Below are 23587 nucleotides of genomic sequence, written 5' to 3' on the forward strand. Positions count from 1 at the left end.
CGGACCGAGGAAGTGACGCCCGCGGCGTCGCCGCAGGTCGGCGGGGGCGGTCGGGGGCGGTCGGGGGCGGGAAGGGGTGGACCGCCGGACCGCTACCGGTGGCCCCGCGCCCCGACGCCGGATCCGGATTCGGCGGCCGTCGCCCCCTCCGCGTCGTGGCGGCGGACCTCGATGTGGTCGGCCGCCAGGTCCACCGCGACCCGGTCCTCCATGCCCAGCGCCTCCAGGAACTTGGGCGGCAGCTGGACCCGCCCGCTGCGGTCGAGCATGACGTACTCGCGCTCGCTGACCGACTCCGCGCCGTGCTCGTCGGTCACCGTGCGACGCAGGACCTCGCTGCTGGTGCGGCCGTCCCGGATGGCCACCGTACGCCGGACCTCGCCGGCCACCATCGGGTCGTGCGTCACGATGACCACGGTCGCGCCCAGGTCCCGGTTGACCGAGCGGAACGCCTCGAAGACAGTGGCGGCGGTCTCCGAGTCCAGTTCACCGGTCGGCTCGTCGGCGAGGAGCACCTCCGGGTCGTTGGCCATGGCCATGGCGATCGCGACGCGTTGCTGCTGCCCGCCGGAGAGCTCGGCCGGGCGGCGGTCGCCGAGCCCGCCGATCTCCAGGGCCTCCAGCAGCAGCCCGACCCGCTGCGCCCGACGGGCCGCGGCCTTGCGCCCACCTCCCTTCAACTGCATGGGGAGCACTATGTTCTGAGCAGCCGTCAGGAATGGAAGCAGGTTGCGGGCCGTCTGCTGCCACACGAAGCCCACCGCCTCGCGGCGGTACCGCAGCCGGTCGCGGCCCGACATCTCCAGCAGGTCGTAGCCGCCGACGCTCGCCTTCCCGGCCGTCGGGACGTCCAGGCCCGCCAGGATGTTCAGCAGCGTGGACTTGCCGCTGCCGGACGCGCCGACGAGAGCCACGAGGTCACCCCGGTCCACCGTCAACTCCAGTCCCTGGAGCGCCTGCACCTCCACGCCGTCCGAGCTGAAGATGCGTACGAGACGGTCGCAGACGATGGCGGTACCGGCGTCCCGGGCGCGCGGTTCGGCGGCGGCCAGCGCCTGCCGGCGCAGCTCATCGAACGTGGGCGCTTCGCTGTTCAACGTTGGTCTCCCGCTCTCAACTCGGTGATGATCTGGCGTCGGCCGGACACCGCGGCCTCGACGAGCACGGCCAGCGCCGCCAGGGCGGCCATGCCCAGGGCCGGGACCAGTACCGGAGGGACGGTCAGCCGGAGGCCGGCCGGCACGTCCACGCCCACCAGCGCCGACAGGTCCACGGAGGAACCGAGGACGGCCACCGCGGCCGCCGCCGTCAGGAACCCGCCGAGCGCCGCCGCCAGCACCTGCGGCAGCGACTCCGTCAGTACCAGGGCGATGCCCTGCCGGGGCCTCAGACCCATCGTCCGCAACCGGGCCAGCAGCGCTCCCCGTTCGGGGGAGGCCCGGACCAGCCCGAGCAGGACCGCCAGCAGCGCGAACCCCGCGGCGCCGGCGAGGGAGGCCAGGAACAGGCGTCCCGCGGCGTGCTGGAGGGGGCCGGAGTCGAGACGGGCGGCGACCTCCGTGCTCGTGTTCACGAGGAACCTGTCGGCCGAGGCCGGGGCGTTCTCCCGGATCAACTCGCGCACCCGGTCCGGATCGGCCCGCCCCACCGCGAACCAGTGGGTGGGGTCGGCCGCATGCGGTATCCGGGCGGCCACCGGACCGGCGGGCAGCACGATGGTGGCCGATGCCGCACCCGGCCGGGCGGGAGTGCCGTCGACCACGGCGGCCTGCCTCACCTGGAGGTCCGCGCCGTTCCCCAGCCGTACCCGGTACGCGCGGTCGGAGACGCTCCCGGACAGGTCCTTGCTGAACAGCGCCGGGACCGGCGCACCGCCGTCGGCGCCGGCCAGCACCGCGGGGTCGAACCCGCCGCGGCCCGCCGTCCGCGCCAGTTCGGCGTAGGCCGCGGGCTCGGCGACGATCACCGTGGCCGGTACGGAGCCCCGGTCGGTGTCGAAGACGTGGGCCTCGGCGTCCACCCGGACGCCCAGGGAGGTCCGTACGCCGGGCAGCGCGCCCGCCGCCCGGGCGAACTCCTTCGGCACCGTCTCCCCGGGAGGGGCCGCCACCTGGACGTCACCGCCGGCCTCGGACCGCGCCACCCGGAGGCGGGACTCGTCGACGCCGGTCAGCACGGCGGCACCGAAGCCACCCGTGGTGACGGCCAGCAGCAGGGCGATCAGCGGCAGTACGGAAGGACGCGCCGTCCGGCCCCCGGAGCCGCGGGCGGCCCGCGCCAGGCCGATGAAGCCGACCACCCCGGCCCGCCGCGCCCCGGCCCATGCCAGCGCCCCTACGGCCAGGGGCTGGATCCGGGCCAGCACGAGACCCCCGGACAGGGCGATGAGCAGCGGCGCGGCCACCAGCAGCGGGTCGAGCCCGGCTCCGGCCGGGGCGACCCCGCGCCGCCGGACCTCCGCCACGGCGGCGACGGTCGCGGCGACGACGAGGAACTCGGCGACCAGCCGGCGCCGGGGCGCGGGCCCGCGCGGGGCCGACAGCAGCACGAAGGCCCGTACGGGAAAGGCCAGCAGGGCCACGAGGGTGACGGCCCCGGCGGCCAGTAGGGCGGGTGCCAGGCGTGGGGTGGGCAACAGCACCAGCGCCGCCGCGGCCGCGATGACGGCGGCCGGCAGGACGGTCACGGAGCCCTCGGCGAGCAGCCGGCGCAGGATCCCGGCGCGCGATCCGCCCCGGGCCCGCAGCAGCAGCAGTTCGTCCCGACGCCGGTCACCGGTCAGCCCGGCGGCCAGGAGGAAGACCACGAGGGCCACCCCGCCCAGCCCGGCCGGTCCGATCGCCGCGAGCGGAGCGGCGGCCTGCTGTTCGGCCCGTGCCTCTCCGAACAGGCGCAGGATCTCGGAAGTGATCCGCAGGTCGGGGCGGCCCGTCTCCAACGCCAGCCCGGAGGCGGTGGGTCCGGCGACGAGCGCGGAGACCTCGTCCGTGACGCGGGGCAGCGTGTCGACGCGCAGCCGGTCCGTGTCCACGGGCAGCCGCCAGAAGTCCCTGGAGCCGTGGCCCCACGGGGCGATCTTCTCCAGGGCGTCGGGACCGACCAGGGCGGAGACGAGCCAGCCGGCGCTCGGCGGCGCGCACGGCTTGGTGGCGCAGGCCTTCGCGGGCATGCAGGCCTTGGTGGCGCAGGCCAGGTCGGTCCAGTAGGCGCCGGCGGGGTCCTGCGCCGTGTAGAGGCCGACGACCTCGGCGGTGACCGGCAGGGAGAGCCCGTCCAGCGGCTTCAGGACGGTGCCGACCTTCGCCTTGAGGGTGTCGGCCGCGCTCTTGGACAGGGCTACCGGAATCGGCCCGTCGCCCGCGCCGCCCCCGGGCCAGCGGCCCTCCACGAGCCGCGCGTGCTCGGCGGCCCGTGGCAGGAACAGCAGGTTGGCCTGGGGCGGCTGTTCGTCGAGGACCGCGAGTTCCGGGTTGGCCAGGGTGCGGGGTTTGTCGCCGATCGCGCCGTGCACCGGGCCGGAGGCGGCCAGGCGGAAGGAGGGTCCGGTACGGGCGACCAGGGCGGCCAGCTGTTCGTCCAGGTCCTTCGGGGACGGGGCGTCCGGCCGGGACTCGGCGGTCGCGTACAGGCTGGTCCGAGCCGGTCCGCCCGCGTGCAAGGAGTCGCGCAGCGCCTGGTCGGCGCCCCGGTCGAGGGCGCGCGGCAGGGCGGTGGCCGGCAGCACGGCGACGAACGCGAGGACGGCCGCCAACAGCGTGGCGGACGGGGTGGCCACCAGCCGGGTCCACACCCACGGGGTCCGCCGCACGGCGGACCCGCGGCCCTCGGGGTGGGCGGGCCGTGCTTCCCGGCGACCGGGGAACGGGCTGGTCACATCTCCTCCACGTGGCGCAGCCGGGCGGCCACTCCTCGGTCGCGGCGGCCGCCGAGGACGGCCGCCAGCAGCGGCACGGCCGCGATGACGGCCGCCAGCAGCAGCATTTCGAGCCCCGGCAGGTCCACCAGGACCTCCGGGACGGGCCGGCGCGCCCCGGCGGTAAGGATCATCAGCGGCACCGTCGTGTGCACGATGAGAGCGCCCAGGCCCAGGCCCACGGCGGTACCGAGCCCGACCAGGACGCAGCCCTCGGCGGCGGCGGCCCGGGCCAGGCCCCGCCGGGGCGCGCCCAGGGCCAGCAGGATCGCGGACTCCCGGGACCTGCGGCGTGCGGCGGCGGCCGCCGAGGCGCCGAATCCGATGGCCGCGAGCACCGCGCAGGCCACGGCAAGGGCGGCCAACGCGGTTTGCGGGCCGGCGCTGAGCGGGTCGTCGAGCAGTTCGGCGGCCACGTCCTCGCGCAGCAGCACCTGCTGCGATCCCGTGGCCGCCCGCAGTTCGGCCGCGGCCCGGCCGGGCGCGGGGTCGTCGCCGGAGGCGGCGGGCAACCACCACTCGTCGGGTGCGGGCAGGGCGTGCCCGTCCATGGCGCCGAGCATCCGGCCGGCGGCGCCGAGGTCGACGGCCACGGCGCGGTCGCCGGCCACCGGCAGGGAGTTCACGGCGCCGGTGATCCGCACGGGGACGACGTCCATGCCCAGCCAGACCCGGATCACGTCGCCCACCCCTGCTCCGACCGCGTCGAGGTAGGCGTGGGTGGCGAGGCCGGGCAGCGCCGGCGGTGCGCTGCCCGCCGGGGTGGTGGTGAGCACCAGGCTGCCGGTCGCGCCGCCCTGGTAGCGCAGCCGCAGCAGGCTCGGGGAGCCGGCGTCGACGGGCAGCAGCCGGCCCGCGACCACGCCGTTGCCCAGTGACGGCGCGGTCAGGTCCCAGGCGGGGGCGGGAATCCGGACGGGCACCGCGGGGCCGCCGGGGGCGCCGACGACCGAGACCCGGCGCACCGTCAGTTCCCCGGTGACCGGTTCGAGTTCGTCCGGCGCGGTGTGGAACCCGGGCTCGGCGCCGTAGGCCAGTGCGAACCCGGTGATGGTCAGGGGCGGGGCGGCGGCGCCGAGCGGGGCGCCTGCCAGGGCCGCGACGTCCACGGAGACGGTGCCGTCACCGTCCTCCGGCAGCGCCGCCACCGGGGTCCGGTAGGTCAGGCCGAACCGGTCGCGCAGCAGTACGGCCAGCCGGGGGCCGCCGCTCGCCCGCTCCGCGCGCAGCGTCACGTCGACGTCGATCCGCTGGGGCGTGCCGGGCAGTTCTATCCCGGCGCCGGCGCCCGGTGGCACGGAAAGGGGGCCGAACAGGTCGTTCATGGGTCGCCCGTCACGCAGATCGGCCCGCAGCGGCACCGACCGGGCGACGGCGGCGGAGTCCAGCGCGAGGAGTTCGCCGGTGCTGGTGTCGGGCAGCGCGTGCGGTAGGCGCAGTACCGGGGTGGCCCGGTCGCCGCCGGGCAGGGCCGTGTACCGGCCGCCCTGGCCCAGGGGCGCCAGGTCGCTGCCGGTGATCCGCAGCCCTCCGGCCGTGCTGAAGGAGGCCTGGTCGCGCTGCGAGTCGGACCAGGCGGAGTGCTGGCCCAGCGCCAGGACGCCGCTGGACACCGCGAGGACGAGCAGCAGGACGGGCCCGGTGGCCGCTGCGGGTCGCCGCGCGAGCTGCCAGCCCACGAGCGCCTGTCCGAGGCCGCGACCCCGGGCGGCGAGCCATCCGCCCAGCCGGGCGGCGAACGGCAGCACCCGCAGGACGAGGAGGGTGCCCGCGCACAGGGCGAGTGTGGGGGCTGCGACCAGGACCGGGTCCACGCCGAACCTCCCGGGGTCCCCGTCCGGAACGGCGGAACCGGCGCCGCTGTAGCGGTCGAGCTGCCGGTAGGCCAGGAAGGCGAACGCGGCCACCGCCAGGTCGAGTCCGGAGCGGGCCGCGGCCGACACCCGGGCCCCGCGCCGCCCTGCGAAGGTCCCGGTCGCCGCCCCGCGCAGAACGGACGGCAGCACGGCGGGCAGGACGCACAGCAACGCGCAGCCGGCCGCGACCGGCCACAGCACCCAGCTCCCCCCGGTCTCCATCGGCACCCCGGCCGGCGGGCCGTGGCCGGCGGCGACGCGCAGCAGGAGCGGGGTGAGCAACGGGGCGAGGACCGCGGCGGGCAGGGCGAGCAGCAGCGACTCGGCGGCCGTGAGCAGCCCGAGGCGGCGGCGGGAGGCGCCGCGCGCGGTGAGCAGGATCCGTTCCGGTTCCTGCCGCTCCGTCACCAGTCGGGCGACCAGGAGCAGGGTGGCCGCGGCCAGTACGGCCAACTGGAGCGCGCCGACGGCCAGGGTGGAGCGGGCGACCCGCTGCGCGGTGTCGAGCCCGCGCAGGTACTCCGGCAGGTCGGTGGCGATCGTCAGCCCGGACGGCTTGGCGTCGGGGCCCGGGGCGCGTGCGCGGACTCCCGCGACCTGCGCGGCCGTCGCGTCGGAGAAGTCGGGGGTCAGCAGCGTCGCGCGGCTGTTCTGCACCAGGCCGCCGACGGTGAAGACGGAGTCGTGGACGAGCATCGGGCCGTAGGTGGCGAAGCTGCCGACCTGGAGTTCCCGGCCGCCGACCGGGTCGAGCCGCCAGTACGGGTCCTCCCGGTCGGCCGCCCGGTAGACCCCGGTGACGAGCACGCCGAGCTGCGGGCCGCCGTACCGGTCGTCGAGGCGCACCTCGGCCGGCAGGGAGGCCGCGTCCAGCCCGAGCCGGGTCAGCGCCGCCTGCGGCACGGCCACCGGTACGCGGGCCGGGCCGGGCGCCACCGCCTCGGGCCAATGGCCGGCGAGGAGACGTGCGCGACCGCGGTCGAGGGCTGCGAGCACCGTCAGATCGGCGTCCTTGCCCGCGGTCGTGCCGGCGCCGGGCAGCCCGTACGAGCGGCTGCGGGCCACGCTCTCGACGCCGAAGGGCAGGGGGCCGAACAGCCCGGTGCCGAAGCCGCGCGCGCTCTCGTCGTCGGCCGCGCGGGTGCCGGTGCCGTGCTCGGCGGAGAGGAGGACGGAGGTGTGGGCGCGTCCCGGGCCGGTCAGTGCCTGGCGCATCGCCGCGTCGCCCACGTTCCGGGTGAAGGCGAGGAGCGCCGTCAACGCGGTCGTGGTGATGAGCGCGGTGAGCAGTGCGGCGGCCGCGAGCGGCAGTCGCCCGCGCATCCGGCGCACGACGAAGCCGACCATGTGCCTTCCTTCCCCCCATCCGGACCATTGGCACCGGATAGCGGACGATGCTGTCAGATTCGATCCGACAGCGGAAGGGACTTGCGTGTTTCGTGTGACGGATGAGCATATTCGGAATTGAAGGTGCGGAAACGAGCCGGTCCGAGGGGAAGTTCACCATGACCCAGCAGGAGAACGGGGCCACCGTGACGTCCATGATGGTGGTGCGCGACCTGCGCAAGAGCTTCGGTGCGGGGGAACGCGCCGTACATGCCCTGAGGGGGGTCACGTTCGAGGCCCGACGTGGTGAACTCACGGCGCTCAAGGGCCGATCGGGCTCCGGGAAGACCACTCTGCTGAACCTCGTCGGGGGACTCGACACCCCGACCGGCGGCAGCGTCGAACTCGACGGAACCGACCTGGCCGGGCTGGACGAGGACGGACTGCTCGCCCTGCGCCGCGACCGGATCGGCTTCGTCTTCCAGTCCTTCGGTTTGATACCGGTGCTGACCGCCGCCGAGAACATCGGCGTACCCATGCGGATGCGCAAGGTCCCGGCGAAGCAGCGCGAGGAACGCGTCCGCACGCTGCTGGCCCTGGTCGGTCTCGCCGACCACGCCGAGCAGCGCCCCGGCGAACTCTCCGGAGGTCAGCAGCAGCGCGTCGCCGTGGCCCGCGCGCTGGCCAATGAGCCCGCCCTGATCATCGCGGACGAACCCACCGGCCAGCTCGACTCCGAGACCGGCCGCTCCATCATGCGCCTGCTGCGCGCCGTGGTGCGCAGCGAGGGAGTCACCGCACTGGTCGCCACCCACGATCCGGCGATGATCGAACTCGCCGACCGGGTGGTGGAGTTGCGCGACGGGCGGATCGTCGAGGCCCCGACGGATTGACGGCGGGAACCCGTTGCTCCGGGCCCGGCGGCAGCCGGCGGGCCAGCGCGAGGGCCAGCAGCAGCGGGATCAGCGTGAGCGCCGTGAACGTCACGGGCCCACCCCCTGCCGGACGCCGTGCCCCGGCCGGATCCGCGCCTCCAGGGAGAACAGGAGCCGGACGGAACGGGAGGCGCCGGTGGCTTCCCAGGAACGGCCGCTCAGCACCCACCGGTCCAGCACGTCCAGCAGGGCGGAGTCGCAGAAGGAGACCAGGGCCGCGTCGAGGACGAGGTGGCGCGCGCCGCGCACGGCTCCCTCATCGAGGACCCCGCGCAGGGGTGCGCAGGTGAAGTGGTCGAACTCGCCCGCCAGGGCGACGGTGAGGACACCGTCGTGGAGCGTGGACCGTATGCGGGGGAGCGGGTCGGGACCGGCGTCCGGCCCCGTGTCGGTGGACCGGGCCGGTGCGCGCGGATCGTTGGGCTCCGGTGGGCCGGGCGGGACGGTCGTGGCGGCTGAGGCGGTCGTGGCGGACGGGGCGGTCAGAGCGCGGGCCGCGGGCAGTATCGGGGCGTTTATGGGAGCGTTCATGCCCCCTCCAACGGGCCCCGCCCCGGTCGGGGAACCGGCCCGGGCACACACTTCACCCGCGCGGGGCGGCCCACTGACCCGTTCCGGCGATCTTCCTCACCCGCCCGGGGCACCCCTGCGTCCGCCCGGCGGCGCGCGACGGACGGGGTACCGCGCCACCGGCCGGTCATGACGGACAGTGGGGCGCGTGGACGTGGACGAGGTCATCGACGCGCTGTACGCGGCGCACCCATCGGGCTTCACGGCCGCGCGGACGGAGGCCGCGGCCCGGGCGAAGGAGGAGGACGGACCGGAGGCCGCCCGGCGGATCAAGGCGATGCGCCGGCCCACCCTGGCCGCCTGGGCCTCGAACCTGCTCGTACGGTCCCAGCCCGAGGAAGCAGAGCAGTTCCTCCAACTCGCGCAGGCACTGCGCAGCGCGCACCACGCACTGGACGGCGAGCGGTTGCGGGCCCTGTCCCACCGGCAGCACGTGGTGATCGGCGCCCTCGCCCGGGAGGCCGGCCGGCTGGCGGCGGAGGCGGGCTCGCCGATCTCGGAGCCGGTGGTGCGGGAGGTCGAGCGGATCCTGTACGCGGTCCTGGCCGGACCGGAGGCGTCCGCGGAGTGGGCGTCGGGCCGGCTCGTACGGACCCCCGAGCCGGAACCCGACTTCCCGGCGGCCGACCCGGACGCCGTACGGGCGGCAGCCGGGCGGGGCCCGGACGCGGACGCGGCGGACGCGGGTGGTGGGGCCGACACCGGGGCCGGCACCGCGGCAAGGACCGGGGCCGGGACCGGGACCCGGGTCGGTGCCGGCGGTGGGGCCGCCCGCGACGCCGTCCGTGACGGGCGACCGGAGGCGGCGCGGGCCGCCGTCGAGGAAGCCGAACGGGAGGCCGCCGCCCGTGAGGAGGAGCTGCGGGAGGCCGACGGGGCCCGCCGGCGCGCGGTGGAGTCGGCCGCGGCCGCCGACGCCGAGGCGGCCCGCCTGGAACGGGAGGCCGAGCGCGCGAGGGACGCACGCGACCGGGCCTACACGGCGGTCACCGGGGCCGAGGCCCGCCACCGCGAGGCCGGCCGGGCCGCGAAGGAGGCCCGGGACGCGGCCACCGCCGCACAGGACCGGCTCCGCGCCCCGGGGACGCCCGGGCGGGGTGATGCAGGGCGGCGCGATGCAGGACAGGACGACGGAGGACAGGACGATGCCGGGCGGGGCGATCCCCGCTGACGGGCCGGTCCGACCGGCCGATCCCGTTCACTCGGTGTGCAGCGCCGCCGAGATCGTGGTCCTCGCGGCCGTCCGGGCCGGTACGAGGGCGCCCAGCACCGCGATGACCACCCCGGCCAGCAGCAGGCCCACCAGCTGCGGCGCGTGCCAGACGTCCTTCATGGCCGCGGTGAAGGACACGATCCCCACGTTGTCGACGACCAGCCGGTGCGCCACCATCCCCAACGGGATCCCGATCAGACCGGCGACCGCCCCCACACCCGTCACGGAGGTCACGGTCATCACCACCACCTGACGCGGGGTCATGCCGATCGACTTCAGCATCCCGAGGTCGCGGCGCCGCTCCCTGACGTTCAGCAGCACCGTGTTGAAGACCCCGAGCGCCGTGACGACCGACAGCAGGACGGTGAACACCGAGGAGAAGCCGACGACGACCGTGGTCGCGGCGCTGCCGGGCTCGTTCACCTCGGCGCGCAGTCCGGGGTCGAGCGCGTCGACGGCGTCCGCGTACGCGCGTGCGTCCGATCCGGGCGCGAGCGCCACCTGGTACTGCCGGGCCCGCACCTCCGGCGCGAGCGCCTCCAGGGTCTTCCAGGAGGAGCTGAACGCGCGGGCGTCACCGTCGACGAGCTCGCCGACGACGGTTCCCGGCACCCGCCTGCCGTCCAGCTCCAGCGTGATCGCGCTGCCCACCGCGAGCCCCCGTTCGGTCAGGAACCCGGGCCCGGCCACGATCTCGCCCGCCGTCCGGGGCATCCGGCCGTCCGCGAGCCGGGAGGCGTGGGAGGCGAGGTCGCCCCGATGGAAGTCGGCGAACGCGGGCTGCGTGTAACCGACCAGGCCCACCTGGGACAGGGCACTGGCCCGGACCTCGCGTGCGTCCGGCAGCGAACGCAACCTCGCCTCGATCTCCGCGTCGCCGAGCCGCAGCGACGGCAGCCCGTTGAGCGGAGCGCCCGTCTGGACGGTGACTGTGGGGCCGCCGCCCGCGCCCGTCTCCGCGTACGCCAGCATCGTCCCGGTCAGCCCCGTGGCCAGGGTGACCGTGGTGACGCCGAGGACGATCGCGGCCATGGTCATGAGGGTGCGCGCCGGGCGGGCGAACGGCTGCCCGAGACCCAGGCCGACGGGGGTCGGGAGTCCGGAGGCGGCGAGCACGCGCTGGACGCGCAGTCCGCGCCCGGCCCGCGACACCCCCGCCGTGCCGATCGCCCGAGCCGCCGGCAGCCGGTGCGCCCGCAGCGCGGGTACCAGGGCCGTGACCAGGACGAGGGCGGGTATTCCCAGCAGGCAGACGGCGAAGACCCGCGGGTCGACGGTGTTGACCACGGCGATGCCGGTCTCCGTTCCGGAGAAGGCGACCTGCAGGAACGGCCCGGCCAGCGCGCCGCCGGCCAGGGTGCCGAGCAGGCACCCGACGACGGCGGGCACCCCGGTCATCGTCAGATGGACGGCCACGACCTGGTTCGGGGTGAAGCCCATGGCCTTGAGGACACCGATGTTCCGGTACCCGGCGACGACGGCCCCGCTGACCACGTTGGCGACGATCAGTGTGGAGACGAGCAGGCCCAGGATGCCGAAGAGCCCCATGAACGGCAGGTAGGCGTCGGCCCGCGAGGAGAAGGCCTTCTTGAGGGTGAAGTAGGACTGGGAGGCCGTCAGGGTCCCCGCAGGCAGCCCGGCGGTGGCCCCGGCCAGCCCGTCCCGGACGGCGGCGGGGGAGGAGGCGTCCGTGAACCGGTAGAGCATCTGGACCGAGGCGGGCCGGAGCTCCGCGACCTGTTCCGGGGTGACCCAGGCCCCGGCCGAGCCGCTCATGCTGGTGGCGAATCCCACCACGGTCAGAGTCGGCAGCCCCGGGGACTCCAACTTCGTGCCCAGCAGGTCCTCGAACGGCGAACCGCCGATGTCCCAGTTGACGACGATCTCCCCGGGCGCGGAGGCCCAACGGCCCCGCAGCAGGTCGATCCGGTCCACCGGCCCGTCGGGATCCGCCCGGCCGACCACGGTCAGCGGACCGCGCGGCATCCAGAGCCAGTCCCCGGGCACCATGACGACGGCCCGGCGGAACGGACCCGAGGCGGCCTCCACCCCCGGGCGCCGGGCGGTTTCCGTCAGTTGGGCGTCCGAGACCCCGGCGGGGTCGTACGTCGCCGACACGTGCGCGCCGCGCTGCGCGGCATGGGCCCGGTCGAAGGGCGCGGAGGCGGCCGAGAGGAGGGCGAGGGCGAGCATTACCGTCGTGGTCGCGCACAGGACGACGAGACCGATGACGATCGTCTGGACCCTGCGCCGCCGGACGGCGGCCCGCGCGGCCCGCCACACGGCGCTCACGCGCTCGTTCCCAACGGGTCCCCGCCCAGCGGGCCGTGGCCCGTGGCGCTCTCGTGCAGGGCGGTCTCACGGGCCACCCGGCCGTCGGCGACCTCGACCAGCCGGCTCGCGCAGCGCGTGGCCAGGTGCGGGTCGTGGGTGACGATCAGGAGGGTCTGGCCGATCTGGTTGAGGTCGATCAACAGGTCCATCACCTGCTCGCCGGCCCGGCTGTCGAGGGCGCCGGTGGGCTCGTCGGCCAGCAACAGCGCCGGACGGTTCATCAGGGCCCGTGCCACGGCAACACGTTGACGCTCGCCACCGCTGAGCGTGGCCGGGTAGTGGTCGCGGCGGTCCGCGATGCCGAGCTCGTCGAGCAGCTCCAGGGCGCGCCGGCGGGCCTGACGGGCGGACGCGCCGGTCAACTGGGCCGCCAGGGCGACGTTGTCGAGGGCCGGCAGGTCGTCGATGAGGTTGAAGAACTGGAAGATCATTCCGACGTCGCGGCGACGGAACAGGGCCAGGCCCGTCTCGGTCAGGTTCCCCAGGTCGTGGCCCTGGACCTCGACCCTGCCGGCGCTCGGTCGGTCCAGACCCGCCACCATGTTGAGGAGCGTGGACTTGCCGCACCCCGACGGCCCCATCACGGCGACGGCGTCGCCCTTGCGGACCTCCAACGAGAGGCCGTCCAGGGCCTTCGCGTCGCCGTACTCCTTGTGCACGCCGTCCAGCCGGACGACGACCGGCCGCGCACCGTCATGATCAGTTGTCATGCCCCGAACTTAGAGGGGGTGCCGCGGTGCGGACGTCACCCCGGGGGTGCAAAGGGCCGGCGGTGTCATCCCGGGGATGTACGGAAGTGGGCTCGGGGGAGGGATGCGGACTACCGCTCCGGCTGCGACGCTTGAGGCGCAACGATCTTCGGCCGGAGTCCGGTTCGCGCGAGATGCGGGCTCGGGTGCGGATGGCTGACGGTGGATGGGGGTGGACGGAGTGGGATGGCAGACGGGCGGCGCGCTGGGTGTCGTGTGCCTGGCACTGACGCTCGCGTTGTGTGCGGTGGGTGGCCTGTGGGTCGCGCTGGCGCGGGAGCGGCGCGCGCACGGAGCGGCCCTGGGGGAGCGCGGGTGGCTCCTGGAGCGTGAGCGCGAGAGCGCGAGCCGCAGTGCGGTCGACGCGGAGCGGGCCAGGATAGCCGCCGAGTTGCACGACATCGTCAGCCACAACGTGAGCCTGATGATCGTGCAGGCCGGAGCCGCCCGCGAGGTGCTGGCGACCATGCCGCAGGAGGCGGCGTCGGCGATGGGGGCCGTCGAGGACGCCGGGCGCACCACGATGACCGAGCTGCGCAACCTGCTGGGCCTGCTGGCACCCGCACAGGACGGTGAGGACGAGCCGTACGCGGGCGTCGGGGAGCTGACGCCGCAGCCGAGCCTGAGCCGGTTGAGCTCCCTCATCGACCGGATCGCCTTCGCCGGGCTACCGGTGGAGGTGCGCATATCCGGGGAACCGCGCAGCCTGCCGGCCGGGATCGACGTGACGGCCTACCGCATCATCCAGGAGGCACTGACCAATGCGCTCAAGCACGGGAACGGAGGGAGGGCCGAGGTGACGGTGCGGTACGCCGACCACGCGCTACGGGTGGAGGTGCTCAACAGCGGTCCGAGCGTGCTGTCGGACGGTACATCGGCGGCGGGCCCGGGTGGGGCAGCGGCACTCCCGGCGCCGTCAGGGGCGCAGAAGGCCGACGGGACGGGCCGGGGACTGCTCGGACTGCGCGAGCGGGTGGCCGTCTACGGCGGTGACCTCGATGCCCGCCGCCGCCTCGGCGGGGGATACCGGGTCCGTGCCCGCCTGCCCCTGGGGCGGCCGTGACCGCGCCCGGGCCGGTATCCGTACCGGTGGCGGGGGCGGTGGCGGGGTCCGCCGCGGAGTTCGGCCTTGGTGCCGGTGCCGGTGCCGGTGCCAGTGCCAGTGCCGGTGCCGGGGCAGAGCCAGAGGCAGAGGCAGAGGCAGAGGCCGGATTCGGGCCCGGGTCCGGGTCCGCGTCGGGGTCGGGGTCGGGATTCGGGGAAGCGGGGTCCGTGAGGCCCCGGGTGGTGATCGCCGACGATCAGGAACTCGTCCGGACCGGTTTCCGGATGATCCTGACGGCCCGGGGGATCGATGTGGTGGGTGTGGCCGCCGACGGTGCCGAGGCGGTGGCCACGGCCCGCCGGGTGCGCCCCGACGTCGTTCTGCTCGACATCCGGATGCCCCACATGGACGGCCTGGAGGCGGCCCGCCGGATCCTCGCGGAGCTCCCGGCGACCCGGGTGATCATGCTGACCACCTTCGACCTCGACCAGTACGTCTACGCCGCCCTAGCCGCCGGGGCCAGCGGGTTCCTGCTCAAGGACGTCACGCCCGCACACCTGGCGGCCGCCGTCCGGTTGGTGGGCACGGGCGACGCGTTGCTCTCGCCTTCGATCACCCGCCGCCTGGTGGAGCGGTGCGCCCCGGCGGCCGCACCGCGGGCGGAGCCGGCCCCGCACCGGGACCTCGCCGCGCTGACCCCGCGCGAGCGCGAGGTGCTGACGCTGATGGGCCACGGTCTGTCCAACGCCGAACTGGCCCGGGAGCTGACGCTCAGCGAAGCCACGGTGAAGACGCACGTGGCGCGGATCTTCGCCAAACTGGCCCTGCGGGACCGGGCGCAGGCGGTCGTCCTGGCCTACGAGACGGGGCTGGTCACCCCCGGCGCGGTCATCCCGCCGACGCCCCCGGTTCCGGCCCCCGGAGGAGGCCCTCCGGGCACCCGACGGTGACCGGACCCCGCGGCGGCCCCGAGGGTGTGCGCGGTCATGATCGGGGGATCGACCGGCGCCCAACCGGGCGACGATCCAGCTCCCCGCCCGCGTCGGCCTACCGCTCCGGAGCAGTGCGGGCCGGAAGGGCTTGCCCGACGGGTCCCCCCACCGAGCCGTGCCGGGCTACCGGACCGGCCGGTCCTGGGCCGTGCCCGAGGACAGGGCGTCGGTCAGCGCGGCTGTGTACGGCTCCGGGTGGGGGCGGTGGGCGGTGACCACGCCGATGTGTCTGGCGGGGCGCGGGGGTTCGAGGGGGATGACGGCGGATCCGGCGGCCGGGGCCAGGCCGATGTGTGGGATCAGGGCTACCCCGACGCCCGCCCCGACCAGGGTCTGCGCGAAGAAGTAGTCGGTGGTGGAGGCCGCGACGCGCAGCTCGAAGCCGGCCCGTTCGGCGTACCGGCGCAGGTGGGCCTCCGTCTTGAGGCAGCCGAGCACCCAGCGGTCGGCGGCGAGTTCGGCCGGTTCCACCCCGTCGCGGTCGGCGAGGTGATGCCCGGGCGGGAGGACCGCGTACAGCGGATCCTCCAGCAGCGGGAACCAGGTCACCCCGGCCGCGCCCGTACCCGCCGCACCCGATGCGCCCGATGCGCCCGACGGCAACGGGCCGTCGAAGCGGTAGGTCAGGGCGAGGTCCGCGGCGCCGCCGCGCACCATGGGCACCGCTTCCTCCGGTTCCGCCTCCAGGACGGTCAGTTCCACCTCGGGGTGCGCGGCCACGAAGGTGGTGAGGGCCTGCGGCAGCAGGTGGCGGCCGCCGCTGGTGAAGGTGGCCACCGTGAGCCGCGGCCGAGGGGCGCTCAGCCGGTCGAGGCGGTGGCGGACCCGGTCCAGTTCGGCGTCGATCGTCCGTGCCGTCTCCGTCAGCAGCCGGCCCGCCTCGGTGAGGGTGACCCCGCGCGTGCTGCGCACGGCGACGGGTCGGCCCAGCCCGCGTTCGAGCGAGGCGATGTGCTGGGAGACGGCCGATGGCGTCAGGCCCAGGGCTGCGGAGGCCCGGTTGAAGCTGCCGTGCTCGGCGACGGCCAGCAGGACGCGCAGCCGGTGCACATCGATCAACAGTTTTCCTAACGACGTGTTCAGCGACTGGTCGGTTCCGCCGGGGACGATACCCGGGCAGGGTCGACGCCATGGAACGCATTCTGGTCATCGGCGGTAGCCGCTATTTCGGTAAGCACCTGGTCACGCTCCTGCGCGACGCCGGGAACGAGGTCACGGTCCTCAACCGGGGATCCGTCCTCCCGCCCGACGGGGTCGCCGGGCTGGTGGCCGACCGCGACGACGAACGACACCTGCGCGAGGTGTTGGGGTCCCGCACCTTCGACGCCGTCGTGGACCAGGTCTGCTACACCCCGCACCAGGCGGCCGTCGCCCGCCGGGTCTTCGGCGCGGGGCGGACCGGACGCTACGTGATGACCTCGACGATGGAGGTGTACGACCCGGCGACCTTCCCGTCGTCCCTTCCGGGTCGCGGCTCCGCCCGGACGTCGGTGCACGCGCACCCGGTCGCCGAGGACGGCGTCGACCTCCCGGGCTTCCCGGCGATCCTCCCGGCGGCCGGTGCGGAGCTGCCGTCCGGCCCGGCGGCCGCCTACGCCGAGGGCAAGCGGCGGGCCGAGGCGGTGTTCCTGCGCGATCCGGCGTTCCCGTACGTCAGCGTCCGCTCCGCGCACGTCCTGGGCGGAGGCCGGGCGGAGTTCACCGGGCGCCTCGCGCACTACGTGGGGAGGATCGGGGCCGGCTTGCCCGTGGACGTGCACGAGGACCCGTACCCGACCTCCTTCATCCATCACCGGGAGATCGCGGAGTTCCTGGCCTGGGCGGTGACCGGAAGCTTCACCGGCCCGGTCAACGCCGCCTCCGACGGCGCGTTGACGGTCACCCGGCTGTGCGAGTTGGTCGCCGCCCGGGTCGGGCGCCCACCTCGGTACCGGACCGTGGCACGGGGACAGGAGGCGTCACCCTTCTCCTTCGATCGTCCCTACGCCCTGGACAACGGCCGCGCCGCGCGGCTCGGCTTCGCCTTCACCCGGACCGAGGACTGGCTGCCGGAGGCGGTGGACGAAGCGATCGACGACGCGACCGACGGGACCCCGCCCGCGCGCTGACGCCGCGTCGCACGGGGTCCCGGCCCCACCCCGTCCCCCCGCCCCGTCCCCACCCGGGCGCTGCCGTCCCCGCCCGCCGCCCCGCCGGTCGCGTTCAGCGTTCCGTGCCCGGGTGTCGCTCCAGCGGAGTTGCTACTGCCGAGTTGCTCACACTGAAGGTGACGCTGCCGGCCAGGTACCGGTCGTCGGACCACTCGATCGGGCGCCCGGTGCGGGTGGCCGAGACGTGCCGCTGGCGCAACAAAGGGCTGCCGCGCCGGATTCCGAGCAGTCGGGCGTCCTCGCTGCCCGCCGGCAGCGCGTCGATGAGGTGTTCGCCGTACTGGGCCACGACCCCGGAGTCCGCCTCCAGACTGTCCATCACCGAGCGGCAGTCCTGCGGCAGCGCCTCGACGGCCTCGGCGACCCAGTCGGCGTAGGCGGTCCGCTCCACCATCGTGGGTTCGCCGTCGAGCAGGCGCAGCCGCAGCGCGGCGAGGACCTCCGTACCCGGCGGCAGAGCCAGCCGCTCCGCCTCCTCGACCGTCGCGGCCCGGCGGGTCCGGGACAGGAAGCGGCTGCGGACCTCGTGGCCGATGCCCTCCGCCCACTGGGCGAAGCTGTTCAGCTCGCCGAAACTGTGCCGTCGCTCCTGGCGCAGGACGATCCGTCGCGCGCCCTGGCTGGAGCCCACCAGTCCCTCGGCGGCCAGGGTGGCGACCGCCTGGCGGACGGTGCCCCGCGAGGCGGACCAGTTGGCGGCCAGGTCGCTCTCCGACGGCAGCCGGGCGCCGACCGGGTAGGCGCCGGAGAGGATCTGGCGCCGCAACGCCTCCGCGATCTCCAGGTACCGGGCCGTCCCGGAACCGGTCCCCGTGGCGCCGCCCGCACGGCCCCCCGTACCGCTGCCCGCGCTGTTGCCCATGCCGTTCCCCTGCCGCCGACGTCCTCGACCCCCCTGGGCCACGATCATCATCGATGATCATCCGGCCCGGTCTGTCACGACCCCTTTCGGTCATTTTCCGCTCTTCCTCGAAGCGTGCTCCGGCGGACGGCCGCCGTTCACCGTCCGTACAGCGCGCCCGGGCGAACTGGAGCCAACTTGTTCAGACAAGTGAACGACCCCCTTTTGGATCTGTCTCCGGGAGAGACCGTGCTCAGTTCCTCCGCCCGTCGCGGCGCGGCCGTACTGCTCAGTGCCGCCGTCCTCACCACGCTCAGCGCGTGCGGCGCAGCGCCCGATCCGCAGCAGCCCGCCGGCGCGACCGGCAACGCGAAGGGCAACGCCCAGCCGGGCACCGCGACCTCGCTCGCCGACCTCGGCGGTATGGAGGCCCTCGTCGCGGCCGCCGAGAAGGAGGGGAAGCTGAACGTGATCGCGCTCCCGCCGGACTGGGCGAACTACGGCGAGATGCTGAAGGCATTCCAGGCCAAGTACCCCAAGATCAAGGTCAACAGCGAGAACCCGGACGCCTCCAGCTCCGACGAGATCGCGGCCGTCAAGTCCCGCAAGGGCCAGGACCGCGCCCCCGACGTCCTCGACCTGGGCATCGCCTTCGCCCGCAGCGGCGCCGCCGAGAACCTCTTCGCCCCGTACAAGGTCACCGCCTGGGACAAGATCCCCGGCTCCCAGAAGGACGCGGACGGCCGCTGGTACAACGACTACGGCGGCTACGTCTCCATCGGCTGCGACGCCGCCCGCGTCCCCACCTGCCCGCAGACCTTCGCGGACCTCCTCAAGCCCGAGTACAAGGGCAAGGTCGCCCTCAACGGCAACCCCACCAAGTCGGGCTCCGCGTTCGGCGGCGTGTACGCGGCCGCGCTCGCCAACAAGGGCTCCTTCGGGGACATCCAGCCCGGCATCGACTTCTTCGGACAGCTCCGCAAGAGCGGCAACTTCATCCCCGTCGAGTCCACCCCGGCCACCGTCGAGAAGGGCGAGACGCCCATCTCCATCGACTGGGACTACCTGAACGCCGGCTACGCCGAGCAGTTCAAGGGCAAGGGCGTCGACTGGAAGGTCGCCGTCCCCGCCGACGGCGTCTACGCCCAGTACTACTCGCAGGCCATCAACAAGGACGCCCCCAACCCGGCGGCCGCCCGCCTGTGGATGGAGTTCCTGTACAGCACCGAGGGCCAGAACATCTGGCTGCGCGGCCACGCCCGCCCCGTCCTGCTCCCCGGCATGACCCAGGACGGCACCGCGGACAAGGCCGCCATCGGCGCGCTCCCGCAGGTCCAGGGCACCCCGACCTTCCCCGCCTCGGAGGAGCTCGACAAGGCCAAGGCCGCCCTCGCCGAGAAGTGGGACAAGGCCCTCAGCTGATGTCCACCCCCACCACCTCCCCCCTCACGGAGGGGACCGCCGGCGGCGCCACCACCCGCCGCCGGCGGCGCGGACCGCGCACCTGGCTCGCCGTCCTCCCCCTCCTCGTCTTCACCGGGCTCTGCTTCGGCATCCCGCTCGGCGCGATCGCCTTCGGCGCGGTCACCGGCACCGACCCGGCGACCGGCGCCACCCGACCCACCGGCGAGCACCTCGCGCGCTCCCTCCAGGGCCCCTACCTCGGCTCGCTCGTCGGCAGCGTCCAGTTGTCCGCCCTCACGGCGCTCCTCGCCGCGGTGCTCGGCGTCCTCATCGCCCAGGCCCTGGTCACCTCCCGCTCCACCGCGCTGCGCTCGGCGGCGCTGACGGCCTCCGGGGTCCTCGCCAACTTCGGCGGTGTACCGCTCGCCTTCGCGTTCATCGCCACCGTCGGCATATCCGGGGTCGTCACCCGCCTCGCCGACCTCACCGGCCTCGGCTGGAACCTGTACTCCTTCACCGGCCTCACCGTGGTCTACCTGTACTTCCTGACCCCGCTGATGGTGCTCGTGACCGTCCCCGCACTCGACGGACTGCGCCCGCAGTGGCGCGAGGCCGCCCGGAACAGCGGGGCCACCGCGAGCCAGTACTGGCGTCACGTGGGCCTCCCGGTGCTCGCGCCCTCCCTCCTCGGCGGGTTCGTCCTCCTCTTCGGAACCGCCTTCGCCGCCCACGCGACGGCCGCGGCCCTCGTCGGCGGCTCGGTCCCCCTGGTCACCCTGAAGATCGCGGACGCGCTCTCCGGCAACGTCCTCACCGGCCAGGAGAACGTGGCGCTCGCCCTCGGCCTCGACATGATCCTGATCGCCGGCCTGGTCATGGCCCTCTACCTGCCCCTCCAGCGACGGAGCGCCCGATGGCTGCGATGACCCCGACCCTGCCGCAGACCGACGAAGGCCCGGTGACCGTCCCCGGGGCCCGCGCGAAGGCACGCCGTCCGCGCCCCCGGATCTGGCGCGGAGCCGTACTCGGCCTGGCCGCCGCGTACTTCCTCGTGCCGCTCGTCGCCTCCTTCGTCTTCACCGTGCACGTCCCCGGGCAGGGCATCACCTTCGAGGCGTACACCGAACTGCTCGCCGCCGAGGGTTTCACCGAGAGCCTGCTGCTCTCCCTCGGCCTGGCCGCCGCCACCATCGCCCTGTCCCTGCTGCTGGCCGTGCCGGCGCTGGTCGCCGTCCGCATCGGCTCGCCCCGACTGCGACCGGTCGTCGAGGTCGTGTGCATGCTGCCGCTCGTGGTGCCGCCCATCGCCCTGGTCACCGGCATCACCACGGTGCTCCGGTGGGGGCCCGACCACCTGTCGCGGACCCCGCTCTACCAGACGTTCATCGCCGTGCAGAACGAGAAGTTCCCGTTCGTCCTGGTCCTCGCCTACACAGTGCTGGCACTGCCCTTCGTGTACCGCTCCCTGGACGCCGGCCTGCGCGCAGTCGACGTACCCACCCTGACCGAGGCCGCCCGCAGTTGCGGCGCGAGCTGGCCGTACGTCGTCCTGCGCGTGCTGCTCCCGAACCTGCGGGCCTCCCTCGCCGGAGCGGCCTTCCTCACCCTCGCGCTGGTCCTCGGCGAATTCACCATCGCCTCGCTGCTCGGCTTCCGGCCCTTCGCGGTGTGGATCGTGACCATCTCCGGTGCCCAGGCCCGGATGTCGGTGGCCGTCTCCGTCCTCAGCCTCCTCATCACCTGGCTGCTGCTGCTCCTCCTCTCGCGGGCCGGAACCAACGCCTCCGGAGCGTCGTCGCCCGCCCCCACCACCTCCCGCAAGGAGTCCTGACCCCATGCCCACCACCCCTGCCGCGGCCGGGACGCCGGCGGACCGCGGCGCCCCCGCGGGCGCCCTCGTCGAATTCCGCAACCTGCGCCGGGCGTTCGGCTCCACCGTGGCCCTCGACGGCCTCGACCTGACCGCCCGCCCCGGCGAGCTCCTCGCCCTCCTCGGCCCCTCCGGCTGCGGCAAGACCACCGCGCTGCGCGTCCTCGCCGGCTTCGAGCAGCCCGACTCCGGCGAGGTCCTGGTCGACGGCGAGGACATCACCCGCGTCCCGGCGAACCGCCGCGACGCCGGGATGGTCTTCCAGTCGTACAGCCTCTTCCCGAACCTCACCGCCCGCGAGAACGTCGCCTTCGGCCTGCGCGTGCGCAAGGTCCCCGCCGCCCGGCGCACCGAGCGCGCGGCCGAACTCCTCGACCTGGTCGGCCTCCCCGAGCACGGCGACCGCTACCCGCACCAGATGTCCGGCGGCCAGCAGCAACGCGTCGCGCTCGCCCGCGCCCTGGCCCTGCGCCCCCGCGTGCTCCTCCTCGACGAACCCCTGTCGGCCCTGGACGCCAAGGTGCGGGCCAACCTGCGCGACGAGATCCGCCGCCTCCAGCTCTCCCTCGGCATCACCACCGTGTTCGTCACCCACGACCAGGAGGAGGCCCTCTCCATGGCCGACCGGGTCGCCGTCCTGAACGCCGGTCGGCTGGAGCAGTGCGCGGCCCCCGCAGAACTGTACGAACGGCCCGCGACGGCCTTCGTCGCCGAGTTCGTCGGCACCATGAACCGGCTCCCGGGCCGGCTCGGCGACGGCGGCCTGGTGGAGGTCGCGGGCATCCGGCTGCCCGTGGACGGACCGGTCCCGACCACCCGCGACGTCGAGGTCCTCGTCCGGCCCGAGAACGTCACCGTGTCCGCCGACGAGGAGGGCGCCGCCGCCGTCGTGTCGGCCTCCTTCTTCGGCGCCGTCACCCGGCTCCACCTCGACCTGCCCGGCGGCAGCCGGGTCAAGGCCGACCTCCCCTCGCGGGACGCCGGAGCCCTCGTACCCGGCGCGCGGGCCACCGTCGGCCTGACCGAGCGGCCCGTCCTCGTCGTGGCGAGGACCGCGTGAAGGGACCCGCCGAGGACCGCGTGGACGGGCGTGCCGAGGGTCGGGGCGACGGGCCTGCCGAGGAGCGCGTGGACGGACCTGCCGAGGACCTGGCCGACGGGCCCGCCGCCGTCCTCCTCGACATGGACGGCACCCTCGTCGACACCGAAGTGCTCTGGTGGCGGACCACGGAGGAGGTCGCCGACCTGCTCGGTCACCGGCTCGGCCCCGCGGACGCCCCCGAGGTGGTGGGCCGCGCCGTCCAGGACACGGCGGAGCACCTCGTACGCCTCACCGGCGGCGCGGACCGGGCGACGGTCGCCGCCGCCCTCACCGACGGCTTCTTCCGCCTGGTCGCGGCCGGCGCCCCACTGCGCCCGGGAGCCCGGCGGCTGCTGGCCGCCCTCGCCGCGCGGAACGTGCCCTTCGCCCTGGTCAGCGCCTCACCGAGGGTCGTGGTCGACGAGGTCGTCGGGGGCGCGCTCGCCCACGTCCCCTTCGCCTTCACCCTCTCCGCCGACGACACCGCACGCACGAAGCCGCACCCCGACCCGTACCGCGAGGCCGCCGCGCGACTCGGTCTGCCCCCGGCCGAGTGCGTCGCCGTGGAGGACTCGCCGGACGGGGCGGCCTCCGCCGAAGCCGCGGGCTGCGCGGTCCTGGTGGTGCCCTCGCTGCTCGACGTACCGCGCTCGCCGGCCCGGACCTTCGCGGACTCCCTGGAGGAGGTCACCCCGGCCGTGCTGCGCGCCTGCCTGCGCGCCGCCGGCGGGGATCAGACGGAGAGGTCCAGGAGCGCGAGGACCCCGTCGGCATAGGCGGCGGCCACCGAGCCCGGGGCGGCCGCCCGCTCACGGCGCAGCCCCGGCAGACCCGTACGGATGAACGCGGCGCACTGGCCGTACAGGCCCGCCTCGTGCGACGAGCCGTCGTCCTCCGTGTTCAGGAAGGCCAGCAGCGCCCACAACAGCGCCTCGCGGGTCGCCAGCCGGGGCGGCCCGGCCGCCCACACGGCCATCAGCACCCCGCACGCGGCCGGCGCCGGGGGCCGCAGCCGCGACCCGGCGAACACGTGGCCCTCCAGGGCGTGGAACGCAGCCGGATGCCCCTCGGCGGCATTCCAAAGGGTCTCCTCCAGATGCTCCGCCGAGCGGCCGCAACCGCACTCGACGGACCCCCAGTCGTGCCGGAGGATCTCGGCGCTCACGGCGTCGGGCACCAGGGGGCTGCTGCGCGGCTTGTCCATCCCTCTCATGAGCCACAAGTATGGGATCAGCCGGACGTCCGACGGCCCCGTCGCGGCCACTCCCGGGGCACGGAACGGCCGCAGTTTGATGACGGAGCGCGGAC

Annotated in this window: 19 protein-coding genes; 10 read left to right on the forward strand and 9 right to left on the reverse strand. The window is 74.9% G+C overall.

What is annotated here, in order from left to right; genetic code table 11:
• Positions 1-92 precede the first annotated feature (92 nt).
• Genes ACFVS6_RS08525 through ACFVS6_RS08535 form a run of 3 tightly spaced genes read right to left on the reverse strand, consistent with a single transcriptional unit; the run spans position 93 to position 7116 of the window.
• On the reverse strand, positions 93-1097 hold the full coding sequence (locus tag ACFVS6_RS08525; protein ID WP_389701869.1) for an ABC transporter ATP-binding protein: 1005 nt from the start codon (positions 1095-1097) through the stop codon (positions 93-95).
• Positions 1094-3874, reverse strand: a complete 2781-nt coding sequence (locus ACFVS6_RS08530; protein ID WP_389701870.1) for a hypothetical protein — start codon at positions 3872-3874, stop codon at positions 1094-1096. The genes ACFVS6_RS08525 and ACFVS6_RS08530 overlap by 4 nt, the downstream gene beginning before the upstream one ends.
• Positions 3871-7116, reverse strand: a complete 3246-nt coding sequence (locus ACFVS6_RS08535; RefSeq protein ID WP_389701872.1) for an FtsX-like permease family protein — start codon at positions 7114-7116, stop codon at positions 3871-3873. Before ACFVS6_RS08535 ends, ACFVS6_RS08530 begins: the two co-directional genes overlap by 4 nt.
• A gap of 158 nt (positions 7117-7274) precedes the next feature.
• Between ACFVS6_RS08535 and ACFVS6_RS08540 the strand changes: the two genes are divergently transcribed.
• The gene (locus ACFVS6_RS08540; RefSeq protein ID WP_389701874.1) at positions 7275-7988 is read left to right on the forward strand and encodes an ABC transporter ATP-binding protein; all 714 of its coding nucleotides are present in this window, start codon (positions 7275-7277) and stop codon (positions 7986-7988) included.
• 90 nt (positions 7989-8078) lie between these two features.
• Here the strand turns inward: ACFVS6_RS08540 and ACFVS6_RS08545 are convergent, their stop codons facing one another.
• On the reverse strand, positions 8079-8561 hold the full coding sequence (locus ACFVS6_RS08545; RefSeq protein WP_389701876.1) for an STAS domain-containing protein: 483 nt from the start codon (positions 8559-8561) through the stop codon (positions 8079-8081).
• Positions 8562-8748: 187 nt separating this feature from the next.
• Between ACFVS6_RS08545 and ACFVS6_RS08550 the strand changes: the two genes are divergently transcribed.
• Complete coding sequence (locus ACFVS6_RS08550; protein WP_389701878.1) at positions 8749-9771, forward strand: hypothetical protein; 1023 nt, start codon at positions 8749-8751, stop codon at positions 9769-9771.
• Between the two features lie 27 nt (positions 9772-9798).
• Here ACFVS6_RS08550 and ACFVS6_RS08555 read toward each other — a convergent pair whose 3' ends face one another.
• Both ACFVS6_RS08555 and ACFVS6_RS08560 read right to left on the reverse strand, forming a co-directional pair.
• A complete protein-coding gene (locus tag ACFVS6_RS08555; RefSeq protein ID WP_389701880.1) occupies positions 9799-12105 on the reverse strand; it encodes an FtsX-like permease family protein in 2307 nt (768 codons plus the stop codon).
• Complete coding sequence (locus tag ACFVS6_RS08560; protein WP_389701881.1) at positions 12102-12857, reverse strand: ABC transporter ATP-binding protein; 756 nt, start codon at positions 12855-12857, stop codon at positions 12102-12104. Before ACFVS6_RS08560 ends, ACFVS6_RS08555 begins: the two co-directional genes overlap by 4 nt.
• A 211-nt stretch (positions 12858-13068) precedes the next feature.
• On the opposite strand from ACFVS6_RS08560, the gene ACFVS6_RS08565 reads away from it, so the two are divergent.
• On the forward strand, positions 13069-13959 hold the full coding sequence (locus tag ACFVS6_RS08565; protein ID WP_389701883.1) for a sensor histidine kinase: 891 nt from the start codon (positions 13069-13071) through the stop codon (positions 13957-13959).
• A gap of 209 nt (positions 13960-14168) precedes the next feature.
• Positions 14169-14891 (forward strand): response regulator, encoded by a 723-nt coding sequence (locus ACFVS6_RS08570; RefSeq protein WP_389701884.1) that lies wholly within the window; start codon positions 14169-14171, stop codon positions 14889-14891.
• Positions 14892-15056: 165 nt separating this feature from the next.
• Here ACFVS6_RS08570 and ACFVS6_RS08575 read toward each other — a convergent pair whose 3' ends face one another.
• Complete coding sequence (locus ACFVS6_RS08575) at positions 15057-15983, reverse strand: LysR family transcriptional regulator (protein ID WP_389702062.1); 927 nt, start codon at positions 15981-15983, stop codon at positions 15057-15059.
• A gap of 80 nt (positions 15984-16063) precedes the next feature.
• On the opposite strand from ACFVS6_RS08575, the gene ACFVS6_RS08580 reads away from it, so the two are divergent.
• Positions 16064-17041 (forward strand): NAD-dependent epimerase/dehydratase family protein, encoded by a 978-nt coding sequence (locus ACFVS6_RS08580; protein ID WP_389701886.1) that lies wholly within the window; start codon positions 16064-16066, stop codon positions 17039-17041.
• 94 nt (positions 17042-17135) lie between these two features.
• Here the strand turns inward: ACFVS6_RS08580 and ACFVS6_RS08585 are convergent, their stop codons facing one another.
• The gene (locus ACFVS6_RS08585; protein ID WP_389701888.1) at positions 17136-17945 is read right to left on the reverse strand and encodes a GntR family transcriptional regulator; all 810 of its coding nucleotides are present in this window, start codon (positions 17943-17945) and stop codon (positions 17136-17138) included.
• Positions 17946-18173: 228 nt separating this feature from the next.
• Between ACFVS6_RS08585 and ACFVS6_RS08590 the strand changes: the two genes are divergently transcribed.
• The 5 genes from ACFVS6_RS08590 (at position 18174) to ACFVS6_RS08610 (ending at position 23055) form a co-directional block, all read left to right on the forward strand.
• Positions 18174-19346: an ABC transporter substrate-binding protein gene (locus ACFVS6_RS08590; RefSeq protein WP_389701889.1), complete on the forward strand. Its 1173-nt coding sequence runs from the start codon at positions 18174-18176 to the stop codon at positions 19344-19346.
• Entirely contained in the window at positions 19346-20254 is a 909-nt protein-coding gene (locus tag ACFVS6_RS08595; RefSeq protein WP_389701890.1) for an ABC transporter permease, read from the forward strand. The genes ACFVS6_RS08590 and ACFVS6_RS08595 overlap by 1 nt, the downstream gene beginning before the upstream one ends.
• Complete coding sequence (locus ACFVS6_RS08600) at positions 20242-21159, forward strand: ABC transporter permease (protein ID WP_389701892.1); 918 nt, start codon at positions 20242-20244, stop codon at positions 21157-21159. The genes ACFVS6_RS08595 and ACFVS6_RS08600 overlap by 13 nt, the downstream gene beginning before the upstream one ends.
• A 4-nt stretch (positions 21160-21163) precedes the next feature.
• On the forward strand, positions 21164-22258 hold the full coding sequence (locus tag ACFVS6_RS08605; protein ID WP_389701893.1) for an ABC transporter ATP-binding protein: 1095 nt from the start codon (positions 21164-21166) through the stop codon (positions 22256-22258).
• A gap of 89 nt (positions 22259-22347) precedes the next feature.
• Entirely contained in the window at positions 22348-23055 is a 708-nt protein-coding gene (locus ACFVS6_RS08610) for an HAD family hydrolase (RefSeq protein ID WP_389702064.1), read from the forward strand.
• On the opposite strand, the gene ACFVS6_RS08615 is transcribed toward ACFVS6_RS08610, so the two are convergent.
• Positions 23013-23492, reverse strand: coding sequence for a hypothetical protein (locus ACFVS6_RS08615; protein ID WP_389701895.1), 480 nt, complete (start codon positions 23490-23492; stop codon positions 23013-23015). The two genes, ACFVS6_RS08610 and ACFVS6_RS08615, sit on opposite strands and share 43 nt — an antisense overlap.
• Positions 23493-23587: the final 95 nt, after the last annotated feature.

Source organism: Streptomyces sp. NPDC057939 (assembly GCF_042887545.1).
Classification (GTDB): Bacteria; Actinomycetota; Actinomycetes; order Streptomycetales; family Streptomycetaceae; genus Streptomyces.

Coding starts and splice junctions, on each gene's coding strand:
- ACFVS6_RS08535 (WP_389701872.1), bottom strand. CDS start 7,116: ATGGTCGGCTTCGTCGTGCGCCGGATGCGCGGGCGACTGCCGCTCGCG.
- ACFVS6_RS08540 (WP_389701874.1), top strand. CDS start 7,275: ATGACCCAGCAGGAGAACGGGGCCACCGTGACGTCCATGATGGTGGTG.
- ACFVS6_RS08545 (WP_389701876.1), bottom strand. CDS start 8,561: ATGAACGCTCCCATAAACGCCCCGATACTGCCCGCGGCCCGCGCTCTG.
- ACFVS6_RS08560 (WP_389701881.1), bottom strand. CDS start 12,857: ATGACAACTGATCATGACGGTGCGCGGCCGGTCGTCGTCCGGCTGGAC.
- ACFVS6_RS08580 (WP_389701886.1), top strand. CDS start 16,064: ATGGAACGCATTCTGGTCATCGGCGGTAGCCGCTATTTCGGTAAGCAC.
- ACFVS6_RS08585 (WP_389701888.1), bottom strand. CDS start 17,945: ATGGGCAACAGCGCGGGCAGCGGTACGGGGGGCCGTGCGGGCGGCGCC.
- ACFVS6_RS08595 (WP_389701890.1), top strand. CDS start 19,346: ATGTCCACCCCCACCACCTCCCCCCTCACGGAGGGGACCGCCGGCGGC.
- ACFVS6_RS08600 (WP_389701892.1), top strand. CDS start 20,242: ATGGCTGCGATGACCCCGACCCTGCCGCAGACCGACGAAGGCCCGGTG.
- ACFVS6_RS08605 (WP_389701893.1), top strand. CDS start 21,164: ATGCCCACCACCCCTGCCGCGGCCGGGACGCCGGCGGACCGCGGCGCC.
- ACFVS6_RS08615 (WP_389701895.1), bottom strand. CDS start 23,492: ATGAGAGGGATGGACAAGCCGCGCAGCAGCCCCCTGGTGCCCGACGCC.